We start from the raw sequence: 12,556 nt of genomic DNA on the forward strand, positions 1-12,556 counted from the left end.
CGCCCCGACGGAACGGATCATCGATGAGCGTCCCCACTTCCACAGCCGGCCACTTCCGCGAGTCCGACATCACGCCCGAGAGCTTCGAGACCGAGAGGCTCGAGCGGCGGCTCGCCCTGCTCGAGGCCTCGATCGCCCAGGGGGAGCGGGCACTGCTGAGCCGGGTCGACCCGAGCAGCGGAGCTCCCCTCCCAGGCGCCTGCGGGGGGCACCGAGCCCAGCTGGTCAGCAACCTGACGACGGAGCGGGCCCTCGCCGACCGCATCCGGGAGATGCTCGCCGCTCGGAGCTGACGGGGTGCGTACGGCACCATGGGGCCATGGTCACCATCACCGTCGCCGGTCTCGCCCAGCACTTCCACCCCGCCGAGCGGGGCACCGTCCGCCTCGAGATCCGGCGCGAGTCGCGATCCCGGCCCCAGGCGCTCGCCGAGGTCACCGCCCTGCACGCGCGGGTCCGTGAGGAGGCGGCCGCCGAGCAGGCCTCCGGCGCCGCCACCTGGTGGTCCTCCGATCAGATCTCGGTCTCCTCGATCCGCCGGTACATCAAGGACTCGGACGTCACGCAGCTGTTCCATGTCGCGGCCGCCGGGGTCCGGGTGAAGTACCGGGACTTCGCGGCTCTCGGGCGCTGGGTCGGCTCGATCTCGGAGGTGCCGGGGATCCAGATCTCGGGGGTCGACTGGGACGTGACGGCGGCACGACGTGCGGGCATCGAGCGCGAGGTCCGCACCGCTGCCGTCCGCGACGCGCGCGAGCGGGCCGAGGCCTATGCGGCGGCCCTCGGCCTGACCGAGGTGCGGGTGCTGACCCTCTTCGAGCCGGGACTGCGGCCGCACACGCGCATCGAGGGCGGCTCGGCGATGATGAGCCGCGCCAAGGCGTTCTCCTCTCCTGAGGAGCCGTTGGCCCTCAAGCCGGAGGACATCGAGGTCACCGCCTCGGTCTCCGCCGACTTCGAGGCGCACTGACGCGAAGACGCGACCGGGCGACCGGTTCCGCTGCGGACGGAGAGCGCCTGCCTGCACCTGCGACCCGCTGATCGTCTGCATGGCGACCCCGAGAGTCGCCCCGAGGCGACCGACCATCGGCTCCACGACGACCCCTCTCCGCCCCGATCAGCGGGCACGCGACCACCATACGTGTATTGAGGACTCCACGGGAGCGCTGTCGCGGTTCGGCGACCGCCGTGCACACCCTCCGGGAATAGCGGGGGACCCCCGTGCGCTGAGGCAGGCATGGTCTCGCGCATCGGCTTCCTCTCCTTCGGCCACTACCAGTCCGTCCCCGGGTCTCAGACCCGCTCTGCTCGCGACGTCCTCCTCCAGACGATCGAGCTCGCGGAGGCGGCGGAGGAGATCGGCATCGACGGCGCCTACGTCCGCGTGCACCACTTCGCGCCGCAGCTCGCCTCGCCGTTCCCGCTGCTGGCGGCGATCGCCGCGCGCACCCGCCGCATCGAGATCGGCACCGGGGTCATCGACATGCGCTACGAGAACCCGCTCTACATGGCGGAGGAGGCGGCCGCCACCGACCTGATCTCCGACGGCCGGCTCGAGCTCGGGGTCAGCCGGGGATCGCCCGAGACCGCCCTGCGCGGGTCCGAGGCGTTCGGCTTCGTCCCCCCGGAGGGGATGACCGACGCCGACCTCGCCCGGCAGAAGGTGCGCATCCTCCGGGAGGCGCTCGCCGGAGCGCCGGTCGCGCAGTCGGATCCGGCGATGACGCGCCAGTCGCTCCCGCTCTCGATCGAGCCGCGCTCGCCCGGCCTCGAGGACCGGATCTGGTGGGGTGCCGGCAGCTTCGCGACCGCGCGCTGGGCGGCCGAGCAGGGCATGAACCTGCAGTCGTCGACCCTGCTCCTGGAGGAGGAGGGCGTGCCCTTCGACGAGCTGCAGGCCCGCCAGATCCGCGAGTACCGCGCCGCGTGGAGCGAGGCGGGCTGGGAGCGCACCCCGCGCGTCTCCGTCTCGCGCAGCGTCCTCCCGATCACGAGCGATCTCGACCGCCTGTACTTCGGCGGCCGCGGTGAGCAGGACCAGGTCGCCACCCTCGAGGGCGTCCGCGCCCGCTTCGGCCGCAGCTACACGAGCGAGCCGGACGCCGTCGCCGCCGAGCTCGCTGCGGACGCCGCCGTGCAGGAGGCGGACACGCTGCTGCTCACCGTTCCCAACCAGCTCGGGGTCGAGTACAACGCGCGGCTCCTGCGCACTGTCGTGGAATCGATCGCTCCGGCTCTCGGCTGGTCGCCGGCAGCAGTGGGCGTCTGACACCGAGGCTCGGTCCGTGCGGGAGGGCCCTGCGGTGCAGGAGCGCCCGTCCGCTGCAGAAGCGCCCGTCCGATGCAGCAGACGCCCCGCCTCTTCGGGAAAGAGCGGGGCGTCTGCTCTCTCCGCCCGCCGCATCCCTCCCACCGGCACGAGGAGGGAGGTGCCGGAAACGACGGAACCCCCCGCCTCTCCGAGGAGAGACGAGGGGTTCCGATCAGTGTGTCCGAGGGGGGACTTGAACCCCCACGCCCTATACGGGCACTAGCACCTCAAGCTAGCGCGTCTGCCATTTCCGCCACCCGGACGAGTGTTTCCTTCGACCTGCGTTTCCGCGGCCGAAGAAGACATTAGCACGGTTCCGGGGCCTCTCACGCCACCTCCCGGCCCACCGTCCTCCGCGCGCCGTCGAGCCCGCGCCGGTACCGTTGCCCGCATGTCCGACAGCATCGACAGCGCGCCCGTGACCGACAGCACCCTCGACGAGACGGCGCTCATCGCGCGCGATCTCATCCGATTCGACACCAGCAACTACGGCGACGGGAAGGCGGAGCCGGAGCGCCCGGCCGCGGAGTACGTCGCGGCGAAGCTGCGCGACCTCGGCCTCGAGCCCGAGCTGATCGACTCCGACCCGGGACGCACGAGCGTCGTGGCGCGGGTCGCCGGGGAGGACCGCGAGCGCGGCGCCCTCGTCGTCCACGGGCACCTCGACGTGGTGCCCGCCATCGCCGACAACTGGAGCGTCGACCCGTTCGGCGGCGAGATCAAGGACGGCATGCTCTGGGGCCGCGGCGCGGTCGACATGAAGAACATGGACGCGATGATCCTCGCCTCGCTCGGCGACATCCTCCGCGAGGGGAGGCGCCCCTCCCGCGACCTCGTCATCGCCTTCTTCGCCGACGAGGAGGCGGGCGGCGTGCGGGGATCGGGATTCCTGGCCCGTGAGCGGCCCGAGCTGTTCGCCGGAGCGACCGAGGCGATCAGCGAGGTCGGCGGCTACTCGATCGAGCTGGCCGGCAAGCGCGCCTACCTGGTGCAGACGGGCGAGAAGGCGCTGATGTGGCTGACCCTCCGCGCGCACGGCACGGCGGGGCACGGCTCGCAGATCAACTCCGAGAACGCCGTCACCCGGCTGGCGCAGGCGATCGCCCGCATCGGCAGCGAGGAGTGGCCCACGCGCCTCACCGACACCACGCGCGAGCTGCTCGACGAGGTCGCCCGCCTGCTCGGCCACGACCCCCAGCGCAGCACTCCGGAGGAGCTGGCACTCGCCACCGGCACCGCCTCGCGCTTCATCGCCGCGACGCTGCGCACCACCGCCAATCCGTCGATGCTGTCGGCAGGCTACAAGGCCAACGTCATCCCGGACACCGCGGACGCCACCATCGACGTGCGCGTCCTCCCCGGCGAGGAGGACGCGGTGCTCGAGCGCCTGAAGGTCCTCGCGGGCGAGCACGTCGAGATCCTCGTCCAGCACCGCGACATCGGACTCGAGGTGCCCTTCGCCGGCCCCCTCGTCGAGAGCATGGCCGCCTCGATCCGCCGGTTCGATCCGGGCGCCGAGGTCCTCCCGTACCTGCTCTCCGGAGGCACCGACAACAAGGCGCTCTCGACGCTCGGCATCACCGGATACGGGTTCGCGCCGCTCCAGCTGCCGTCGTCCCTGGACTTCCCGGCGCTGTTCCACGGGGTCGACGAGCGCGTTCCACTGGACGCACTAGTGTTTGGCAGGAAGGTCCTGACCGATCTCCTGCTGAGCTCCTGACGGCGCCGCGGACCGGGTCAGCACCGACCGATCCCGACCGACTGCTGGCCGACGACGCCCCAGCCCTCCTCGAAAGTGACGCATGGGCCTGCTCGACGCGCTGATCCTGGGACTCGTCCAGGGTCTGACCGAATTCCTCCCCATCTCCTCCAGCGCCCACCTCCGGATCGTCAGCGAGCTGCTGCCCGGTCTCGGCGGCCGCGACACCGGAGCCGCTTTCACCGCCATCACGCAGCTGGGCACCGAGACCGCCGTCATCATCTACTTCTGGCGCGACATCGTGCGGATCGTGTCGCACTGGGCGCGCTCCCTCGTCGGCCGGATCCCGCGCTCGGACCCGGACGCCCGCATGGGCTGGCTCATCATCCTGGGCAGCCTTCCGATCATCGTCCTCGGCCTCGTCTTCCAGGACGCGATCGAGACGACCCTCCGCTCCCTGTGGGTGGTGGCCACCACCCTCATCCTCTTCGGAATCCTGCTCGGCATCGCCGACGCGGTCGGCGCGAAGAAGCGCCGCCTGCGCGACCTGGGCGTCCGCGACGGCCTGATCTTCGGAGGTGCGCAGGCGCTCGCCCTGATCCCCGGCGTCTCGCGCTCGGGAGGCACCATCACCGCCGGCCTCTTCCTCGGCTACGAGCGCAAGGCTGCGGCGCGCTACTCCTTCCTCCTCGCGATCCCCGCGGTGTTCGGCAGCGGTCTCTACCAGCTGTACAAGAGCATCAGCGACCCGGTCGTGCTCCCGAACCAGGTCCAGGTCGGCGGGCTCGAGACCCTCGTGGCGACCATCGTCGCGTTCGTGGTCGGCTTCGTCGTGATCGCGTTCTTCATGAGCTACATCTCCCGCCGCAGCTTCCTCCCGTTCGTCGTGTACCGCATCGTCCTCGGCGTCGTCCTGATGGTCGCGCTCGCCACCGGCCTGATCGCCGCCTAGATGCGCGCCTGGACCGCCGCCGACGTCCCCGCCCTGCCCGGCCGGGGGAGCGCACCGCGCCTGCACGACACCGCGACCGCCGGCCCCGTCGAGCTCGACGCGCCCAGCGGAGTCGCGAGCCTCTACGTCTGCGGCATCACGCCCTACGACGCCACCCACCTCGGGCACGCGTCGACCTACCTCGCCTTCGACACGGTCCAGCGCGTCTGGCTCGACGCGGGCTACACGGTCGAGTACGCCCAGAACGTGACCGACGTCGACGACCCTCTGCTCGAGCGTGCGACGGCCACCGGCGTCGACTGGCGCGACCTCGCCGAGGAGCAGGTCGAGCTGTTCCGCGGCGACATGGCCGCCCTGCGCGTCCTGCCTCCGCAGCACTACGTCGGAGTCACCGAGACCGTGGATCCCATCGCGGAAGCGGTCGCCCGCCTGGAGCGCGACGGCGTCGCCTACCGCGTCGCTGCTCCGGACGCGGCGGAGGAGGGCGCGAGCGACCTCTACTACGACATCGCCGCGGCCGAGAGCGCCGTCTGGCACCTGGGCAGCGAGAGCCGGCTCGACGCGGAGTCGATGGCCCGCTTCTCGGCGCTGCGCGGGGGCGACCCGGAGCGCGCCGGCAAGCGCGACCCCCTCGATCCGCTGCTCTGGCGGGCCGAGCGCGCCGGCGAGCCCGCCTGGGACGCCGAGGTCGGCCGCGGCCGTCCGGGCTGGCACATCGAGTGCTCGGTGATCGCCCTCGACCGGCTCGGACCCGAGTTCACCCTGCAGGGCGGCGGGAGCGACCTGGTCTTCCCGCACCACGAGTTCAGCGCCGGCCACGCCGCTTCGCTGTCCGGCCGTCCTCTGGCCCGCGCCTACGCGCACGCCGGGATGGTCGCCTACCAGGGCGAGAAGATGAGCAAGTCGCTCGGGAACCTGGTGCTGGTCTCCCGTCTGCGGAGCGAGGGCACGGACCCGCGGGCGATCCGCCTCGCGCTCCTCGCGCACCACTACCGCTCCGACTGGGAGTGGCTGCCCGAGGACCTGCCGTCGGCCGAGGCGCGCCTGGCGCGCTGGGAGTCGGCCCTCGCCGCCGTCGGACCGCGCTCGGCGCTCGAGGTGCTGGCGCAGCTACGCGAGGCGCTGGCCGACGACCTCGGCACTCCGGCCGCCCTCGCCGTCGTCGACGCCGCACTGACCGAGGGCGTGGACGACCCGTCGCTCCTGCGCGACGCGGTCGACGCCCTGCTGGGGGTGCGCCCGGCCTGAACCCCGTCAGGCTCGAGTCCCGTAAGCCTCGAGTACCGGACGGCTCGAGTCCCGTCAGGGGCGAGTCCCGTCAGGGCGGCCGGGAGGGTCATCGGCCGGAGCGGTCCCGTGATCGACGACCGTCTCGGACGAGCGGGCGCCGGCGGAGGCTACGGCCGCCAGGGCTCCTCGCCGGAGCGGCCGTCGCCGCGGCGGCGCAGGTAGCGCTCGAACTCCTGGGCGATCGCCTCGCCGCTCGCCTCGGGCGAGTCGACGGTGTCGCGCGCCTGCTCGAGCTGGGCGATGTACGACGCCATCTCCTCGTCCTCGGCGGCGAGGGCGTCGATGCCGCGCTCCCACTCCTCCGCCTCCTCGACGAGGTCGCCGCGGGGGATCGCCAGGCCGACGACCTCCTCGAGCTTCTCGAGCAGCGCCAGCATCGCCTTGGGCGAGGGCGCGTTGTGCACGTAGTGCGGGACGGAGGCCCAGATCGAGACGGCGGGGATGCCGACCTTCTGCGCGGCCTCGCCGATCACGCTGAGGATGCCGACCGGCCCCTCGTAGCTGGAGCGCTCGAGCTCGAACGAGCTCCGCAGCTCCGCGTTCTCGCTCGAGGCGAAGATGGAGATCGGCCGGGTGTGCGGGACGTCGGCGAGCATCGCGCCGAGGAAGACGACGGCGGAGATGTCTATCGCGAGCATGGCGTCGACGACCTCGGCGGCGAAGCTCTTCCAGCTGCGCGAGGGCTCGGTTCCGATCATGAGGTACAGCGCGCTCTCGGCGTCGACCGAGGTGTCGGCCGGGCCGAAGATCTGGGTGCCGGGCCAGGCGAGGCTGCGGCGGCCGTCCTCGCCGATCGAGAGCATGGGGCGGGTGTACTGGAAGTCGTAGTACTGCTCGGCGTCGACGGCGAAGAGGGGCACGTACTCCCCGGCGTCCTTGACCAGCCGCAGCGCGCCGCTGGCGGCGTCCCCGGCGTCGTTCCAGCCCTCGAAGGCCACGACCAGGACGTTCCCCGTGATCACGTTCATAGGCAGGATCTCCGCGTTCGGCTCGATGTGCGGGGAGCGCACACCGCGCCTGTCCCTCCGTCCAGGATAGGACCGCCCCCGGCCGCGCCCGTCCCGTCCGGCGGGATCGGCCGCGCTGTTCGCTCTCGGCCCGCGGCCGGGGAGGGGCGCGGCCCTGCCGGTACCATGGTCGCTCGTGACTCCCGAGACCTCCGCCCGGCCGCTGTCCTCCGAGCCGCTCGGAGGAGCGTCCGCCCCCGCCGCCGTCCTCTGGGACATGGACGGGACGCTCGTCGACACCGAGCCGTACTGGATGGCGTCGGAGCACGCGCTCGTCTCCTCCTTCGGCGGAGTGTGGACCCACGAGGACGCGATGGGACTCGTCGGCTCGGGCCTGCCCGCCGCCGCCCGCATCCTGCAGGGCAAGGGCGTCGACCTCTCCGTCGACGCGATCATCGACCGGATGACCGACGAGGTCGTCGACCAGCTGGCCGTGAGCATCCCGTGGCGACCGGGCGCGCTCGAGCTGCTGCACGCGGTGTCCGAGGCGGGTGTGCCGCAGGCGCTGGTCACGATGTCGATCTCGCGGATGGCCGCGGCCGTCGTGGACCGGATCCCGTTCCCCGCCTTCGCCGCCGTCGTCAGCGGCGACATGGTCGAGCGCAGCAAGCCCCACCCCGAGGCGTACCTCCTCGCCGCGAGCACCCTCGGTGTCGACATCACCGCATGCGTCGCGATCGAGGACTCCCTCACGGGCCTCGGCGCGGCCGTCGCCTCCGGAGCCGCGGCGATCGGCGTCCCGCACCAGCTGGAGCTGGATCCCGCCGCCCCCTACGCCCTCTGGCCCACTCTCGCGGGCCGCACCGTCGCGGACCTCGCGACGGTGTCCTCCGAGCACCGCGGCTCCGGCCCGGCCACGACCGAGACGGAGGCCCGCCGATGACCGGTGAGGCACTGCAGCATTCCGGACCCTTCCGCGCGGGGGACCGCGTCCAGCTGACGGGACCCAAGGGGCGGATGAACACCATCACGCTCGTTCCCGGCAAGGTGTTCCACACGCACCGGGGCGGCATCGAACACGACACGGTGATCGGGCTGCCCGACGGCTCGGTGGTGACCAACACCGTCGGCGTCGAGCACCTCGCGCTGCGCCCTCTCCTCGCCGACTTCGTGATGTCGATGCCCCGCGGCGCGGCGATCGTGTACCCGAAGGACGCGGCCCAGATCCTCGCCCTCGCCGACGTCTTCCCCGGCGCCCGCGTGGTCGAGGCCGGTGTCGGCTCCGGCGCGCTCTCGCTCTGGCTGCTGCGGGCGGTGGGTCCGACCGGCCGGCTGTCGTCGTTCGAGCGGCGCGAGGAGTTCGCGGATGTCGCACGGGCGAACATCGAGACCTTCCTCGGCTACACGCCCGACAACTGGAGCGTCACCGTCGGCGACCTCGTCGAGGCGCTGCCCGGCACGGTCCCGTCCGGCGAGGCCGACCGCGTCGTGCTCGACATGCTCGCGCCCTGGGAGTGCCTCGACGTCGCCGCCGAGGCTCTCACGCCCGGGGGAGTGCTCCTCTGCTACGTGGCCACCGTCACGCAGCTCTCGCGGACGGCGGAGGCGATCCGCGCCTCGGGCCTGTTCACGAACCCGTCGTCGAACGAGACCATGGTCCGCAGCTGGCACGTCGAGGGCCTCGCGGTCCGGCCGGACCACCGGATGATCGGCCACACCGGCTTCCTCATCACCGCTCGCCGGCTCGCTCCGGACACCGTGCTCCCCGAGCTCAAGCGTCGCCCGTCGAAGACGGACTTTAGCGACGAGGACGTGGAGGCCTGGACCCCCGGCGCGCTCGGCGAGCGCGCCGTGAGCCCCAAGAGCCTGCGCAAGCGGGTCCGCGAGTCCGCCACCAGCGCCGAGCTCTCCCGGGCCCGCGGGTTCGGCGAGGAGACCGCGGAGCCCGACGACGAGGGCATCCTCTAAGCTGTTCCCGGCCTCCGGGCCGTCTCCACCCCGGGCGTCACCGCTCCCCTTCACTCGAATCGAGGACCCGTGCGCAGGACCACCGCGCTCATCGCCGGCATCGGCATCGTCGCCGCTCTCACCGGATGCACCGCGTCCTCCTCGCAGGCGGACTGCGACGCTCCGTTCTCCTCCGGCGACTCCTCGGCGGCGGTCAGCGCCACGGGCGACTTCGGAGCGAAGCCGGACGTCAGCGTCCCGACGCCGCTGAAGGCGGACGGCACGCAGGTCAGCACCCTCATCGAGGGCTCGGGCGCACCGCTCGAGAAGGGCCAGCTCGTCACCATCGACTACACCCTGGTCAACGGAGCGGACGGCACGGTCCTCGAGACCTCGCCCTACGACGGGTCGAGCACCGCCCGCTTCGGCGTCGGCGGAGCCGGGCTCGTCGGCCTGAACGAGGGCCTCCTCTGCACGCAGGTCGGCTCGCGCGTCGCCATCGCGATCGCCCCCGAGGACGGCTTCGGCCAGTCCTCGTCGCAGCTCGGCATCTCGGAGGACGACACGCTCGTGCTCGTCGCGGACGTCCGTGAGGCCTCGCTGGCCCGCGCGAACGGCGCCGCCCAGCCCGCGCCCGACGGCTTCCCGACGGTGACGCTCGGCGACGACGGACGCCCGGGGCTCGCGAAGCCCTCCGGTGACGCGCCGACCGACCTCCGCATCGCCCAGCTCAAGAAGGGCGACGGCGACGTCGTCGCCGAGGGCGACCAGGTCGTCGTGGCCTACACAGGCTGGCAGTGGAGCGACGGGAAGGTGTTCGACTCCAGCTGGGAGAAGGGCGCTCCCGCCGTCTTCACGGCCGCCGACGGCTCGACCACCCAGGGCGGAGTCATCGCCGGATTCGCCGACGCCCTCATCGGCCAGCCCGTCGGATCCCAGGTCATCGCGGTCATCCCGCCGGACCAGGGCTACGGCGACCAGGGCTCCCCTCAGGGCGGGATCCCCGGCGGCGCGACGCTGATCTTCGTCGCCGACATCCTCGGAAAGGTCTGACCGGGCCCGGCCCTAGACTGGAGGGCGTGCCTTCCGACGCCCCGTCCTCGAGCCGCGTCCCGGCCGAGGAGCGTCTGTTCAACCTCGTGCTCGCGCTCGTCGCCGCCGAGAACGGACTGACGAAGGCCGACGTCCTCTCCACGGTGCAGGGCTACCGGCAGCGGGTGGGCCGGGGCGACCGGACCTCGCTCGAGCGCCAGTTCGAGCGCGACAAGGACGACCTGCGCGAGCTGGGCATCCCGATCGAGACGGTCGACGCCCCGGGCGACCCGGGCAACACCCAGACCGTCCGGTACCGCATCGCGAAGCGCAGCTACGACCTCCCGGCCGACCTGACCTTCGACCCGGAGGAGCTCGCGCTGCTCCGCCTGGCCGGGGCGGTCTGGCGCGAGGGGACGCTCTCGGCGGAGTCGCGGCGCGCGCTGATCAAGCTGCGCTCGATCGGGGTCGAGTCCGTCGACCCCGTCATCGGCATCAGCCCCTCGATCCGGGTCCGCGAGGCCTCGTTCGAGCCGCTCAACGCTGCGCTCGACCGCGGCCAGGTCGTCCGCTTCCCCTATCTGAAGCCCGGCGGCGAGGAGCCGCGCGTGCGCACCGTGCAGCCCCGCGCCCTGGTGAACCACCAGGGGCGCTGGCACCTCCACGGCTGGGACGAGGGCGCCGAGGGCACGCGGACCTTCCTCCTGTCGCGGATCGTCGGGCCGGTCGCGTCCACCGGCCGCACCGCGCCTCTCGTGGAGGGGGACCACGCGGCGACCGCTCTCGCCCAGCTCGACGAGATCCTGCAGCGCAACAGCGCGCTCCTGCGCGTCGCCCCCGACTCCGACGCCGCCCTCCGTCTCGGCGGGCGTGCCGAGGCCGAGGGCGAGGGCCAGGGCCTGCTGCGCCTGCACTACACCGACCCGGACGTGCTCGCGGACGAGCTCGCCGGTCACGGTCCCGAGGTGCGGGTGCTCGAGCCGGAGGAGCTCCGCCGCCGCGTCCTCGACCGCCTCCGCCGCACCCTGGACGACCATGGAGGGGATCCCCGTGGCTAGACCCCGCTCCCTGCAGGCGCGCGACCGCCTGGCCGTCCTCCTCTCCCTCGTTCCCTACCTGCTCGACCGGGGCCGCGTCTCCGTCGCCGAGGTCGCCGCGCACTTCGAGATCCCGGAGGAGGAGGTGCGCCGCGCGGTGCGCCTCATCGCCGTCTCGGGCATCCCCGGCGAGACCGCGCAGTACCAGGCGAACGACCTCTTCGACATCGGCTGGGACGACTTCGAGGAGAACGACCACGTCGTCCTCACCCACCAGGTCGCGATCGACGACTCGCCGAGGTTCTCGGCGCGGGAGGCCGCCGCCCTCATCGCCGGCATGCAGTACCTCGCAGCGCTGCCCGAGAACCAGGGCAACGACCGGATCGCCTCGCTGATGGGGAAGCTCGCACGCGGCGCCTCCTCGGCCCCGAGCGCGGTCGCGGTCTCGCGCGGCACGGGCGCGGACAGCGCTGTGGCGCTCCTGCGGACAGCGATGGGCTCGGCGACGCAGGTCGCTTTCGACTACCGCAGCGCCCGCGGCGAGACCGAGTCACGGCTCGTCGACCCCTTCGTGCTCGAATCGGTCGATCGGGACTGGTACCTGCGCGGATGGGACCACCTCCGCGAGGGCGTCAGGACGTTCCGGGTCGACAGGATGCGCTCCCTCCGCGACACGGGGACGCCGATCGTCCGGCGCCGCAACGAGGTGACCCTCTCGGAACGGCTCTTCGAGGCCTCCGCCTCCGATTTCGTCGTGGACCTGCGCGTCGCCCCCAGCGCCGTCGTGCTGCTGGGCGACTACGCGGCCGACGCCGAGTTCCCCGATCCCGTGCCGGGGGAGGAGGACCACGGTGTCCTCGTCCGTCTCCGCGTCGCCCATCTGGAGGGATTGACGCGCCTGGTGGCGTCGTTGGCGGGTCTCGTCACCGTGGTGGCACCCCCCGAGGCGCGCACCGCGGTCGCGCTCTGGGCGGCCTCCGCGCTCGCCGCGAACGAGGGGGAGCCGTCGTGACCTGGTGGTCGTGGATCCTGATCTGGCTCGGCCTCGCGCTGGGCGCTCTGGCGATGCTGGTCCTCTTCGCCCTCTCCTACTGGCGCAAGGGGAAGGTGCTCCTCGGACAGCTGTCCGAGGTCACCGCGAAACTCGAGACACTGAGTCCTGGAATGACGGACGACCTGCCGCCCCGGCCGTCCTCGTCGCTGTTCGCCGATCGCGACGACGTGAGGCGTGCGCACGAGGGCCGGCGTGACGCACGTCGCGACAGGATCGATCTCCGCCGGTCAGAACGGGTCGAACAGGGTAAGCTCCTCGTACACCGCAACCGACAAGTGAAGTGAGTC

General features: G+C 72.4%; 13 protein-coding genes and 1 tRNA gene. 12 read left to right on the forward strand and 2 right to left on the reverse strand.

What is annotated here, in order from left to right:
• The first annotated feature begins 23 nt into the window (after positions 1–23).
• From C5C95_RS17455 to C5C95_RS09810, 3 genes are all read left to right on the forward strand, one after another.
• Positions 24–293: a hypothetical protein gene (locus tag C5C95_RS17455; RefSeq protein ID WP_104250347.1), complete on the forward strand. Its 270-nt coding sequence runs from the start codon at positions 24–26 to the stop codon at positions 291–293.
• A gap of 26 nt (positions 294–319) precedes the next feature.
• Positions 320–970 (forward strand): SIMPL domain-containing protein, encoded by a 651-nt coding sequence (locus C5C95_RS09805; protein ID WP_104225267.1) that lies wholly within the window; start codon positions 320–322, stop codon positions 968–970.
• Positions 971–1,237: 267 nt separating this feature from the next.
• Positions 1,238–2,269 (forward strand): LLM class flavin-dependent oxidoreductase, encoded by a 1,032-nt coding sequence (locus tag C5C95_RS09810; protein WP_104324333.1) that lies wholly within the window; start codon positions 1,238–1,240, stop codon positions 2,267–2,269.
• A 220-nt stretch (positions 2,270–2,489) separates the two neighbouring features.
• Here the strand turns inward: C5C95_RS09810 and C5C95_RS09815 are convergent.
• Positions 2,490–2,574: transfer RNA gene (locus C5C95_RS09815), tRNA-Leu, on the reverse strand.
• A 128-nt stretch (positions 2,575–2,702) separates the two neighbouring features.
• Here C5C95_RS09815 and C5C95_RS09820 point away from each other — a divergent pair.
• The 3 genes from C5C95_RS09820 to mshC all read left to right on the forward strand — a co-directional run bounded on the left by C5C95_RS09820 (position 2,703) and on the right by mshC (position 6,210).
• A complete protein-coding gene (locus C5C95_RS09820) occupies positions 2,703–4,031 on the forward strand; it encodes a M20/M25/M40 family metallo-hydrolase (RefSeq protein ID WP_181068004.1) in 1,329 nt (442 codons plus the stop codon).
• A gap of 82 nt (positions 4,032–4,113) precedes the next feature.
• On the forward strand, positions 4,114–4,962 hold the full coding sequence (locus C5C95_RS09825) for an undecaprenyl-diphosphate phosphatase (protein WP_104222008.1): 849 nt from the start codon (positions 4,114–4,116) through the stop codon (positions 4,960–4,962).
• On the forward strand, positions 4,963–6,210 hold the full coding sequence (gene mshC, locus C5C95_RS09830) for a cysteine--1-D-myo-inosityl 2-amino-2-deoxy-alpha-D-glucopyranoside ligase (protein ID WP_104324334.1): 1,248 nt from the start codon (positions 4,963–4,965) through the stop codon (positions 6,208–6,210).
• Between the two features lie 149 nt (positions 6,211–6,359).
• On the opposite strand, the gene C5C95_RS09835 is transcribed toward mshC, so the two are convergent.
• The gene (locus C5C95_RS09835) at positions 6,360–7,220 is read right to left on the reverse strand and encodes a proteasome assembly chaperone family protein (protein WP_104222142.1); all 861 of its coding nucleotides are present in this window, start codon (positions 7,218–7,220) and stop codon (positions 6,360–6,362) included.
• Between the two features lie 175 nt (positions 7,221–7,395).
• Between C5C95_RS09835 and C5C95_RS09840 the strand changes: the two genes are divergently transcribed.
• The 6 genes from C5C95_RS09840 to C5C95_RS09865 all read left to right on the forward strand — a co-directional run bounded on the left by C5C95_RS09840 (position 7,396) and on the right by C5C95_RS09865 (position 12,553).
• Entirely contained in the window at positions 7,396–8,142 is a 747-nt protein-coding gene (locus tag C5C95_RS09840; protein WP_258066905.1) for an HAD family phosphatase, read from the forward strand.
• Positions 8,139–9,167, forward strand: a complete 1,029-nt coding sequence (locus C5C95_RS09845) for a tRNA (adenine-N1)-methyltransferase (RefSeq protein ID WP_104324335.1) — start codon at positions 8,139–8,141, stop codon at positions 9,165–9,167. Before C5C95_RS09840 ends, C5C95_RS09845 begins: the two co-directional genes overlap by 4 nt.
• A gap of 69 nt (positions 9,168–9,236) precedes the next feature.
• Complete coding sequence (locus C5C95_RS09850; protein ID WP_104222014.1) at positions 9,237–10,199, forward strand: FKBP-type peptidyl-prolyl cis-trans isomerase; 963 nt, start codon at positions 9,237–9,239, stop codon at positions 10,197–10,199.
• 26 nt (positions 10,200–10,225) lie between these two features.
• The gene (locus tag C5C95_RS09855) at positions 10,226–11,236 is read left to right on the forward strand and encodes a YafY family protein (protein ID WP_104222016.1); all 1,011 of its coding nucleotides are present in this window, start codon (positions 10,226–10,228) and stop codon (positions 11,234–11,236) included.
• The gene (locus C5C95_RS09860) at positions 11,229–12,227 is read left to right on the forward strand and encodes a YafY family protein (protein WP_258072652.1); all 999 of its coding nucleotides are present in this window, start codon (positions 11,229–11,231) and stop codon (positions 12,225–12,227) included. The genes C5C95_RS09855 and C5C95_RS09860 overlap by 8 nt, the downstream gene beginning before the upstream one ends.
• Positions 12,224–12,553: a hypothetical protein gene (locus tag C5C95_RS09865; RefSeq protein ID WP_104222020.1), complete on the forward strand. Its 330-nt coding sequence runs from the start codon at positions 12,224–12,226 to the stop codon at positions 12,551–12,553. Before C5C95_RS09860 ends, C5C95_RS09865 begins: the two co-directional genes overlap by 4 nt.
• The last annotated feature ends 3 nt before the right edge of the window (positions 12,554–12,556 follow it).

The sequence above is a fragment of the Rathayibacter sp. AY1B7 genome, assembly GCF_002932735.1.
Lineage (GTDB): Bacteria > Actinomycetota > Actinomycetes > Actinomycetales > Microbacteriaceae > Rathayibacter.

Excerpts from the sequence above, each read along its gene's own strand:
- C5C95_RS09805 (WP_104225267.1), top strand. The coding sequence starts at position 320 with ATGGTCACCATCACCGTCGCCGGTCTCGCCCAGCACTTCCACCCCGCC.
- C5C95_RS09820 (WP_181068004.1), top strand. The coding sequence starts at position 2,703 with ATGTCCGACAGCATCGACAGCGCGCCCGTGACCGACAGCACCCTCGAC.
- C5C95_RS17455 (WP_104250347.1), top strand. The coding sequence starts at position 24 with ATGAGCGTCCCCACTTCCACAGCCGGCCACTTCCGCGAGTCCGACATC.
- mshC (WP_104324334.1), top strand. The coding sequence starts at position 4,963 with ATGCGCGCCTGGACCGCCGCCGACGTCCCCGCCCTGCCCGGCCGGGGG.
- C5C95_RS09825 (WP_104222008.1), top strand. The coding sequence starts at position 4,114 with ATGGGCCTGCTCGACGCGCTGATCCTGGGACTCGTCCAGGGTCTGACC.
- C5C95_RS09835 (WP_104222142.1), bottom strand. The coding sequence starts at position 7,220 with ATGAACGTGATCACGGGGAACGTCCTGGTCGTGGCCTTCGAGGGCTGG.
- C5C95_RS09810 (WP_104324333.1), top strand. The coding sequence starts at position 1,238 with ATGGTCTCGCGCATCGGCTTCCTCTCCTTCGGCCACTACCAGTCCGTC.
- C5C95_RS09845 (WP_104324335.1), top strand. The coding sequence starts at position 8,139 with ATGACCGGTGAGGCACTGCAGCATTCCGGACCCTTCCGCGCGGGGGAC.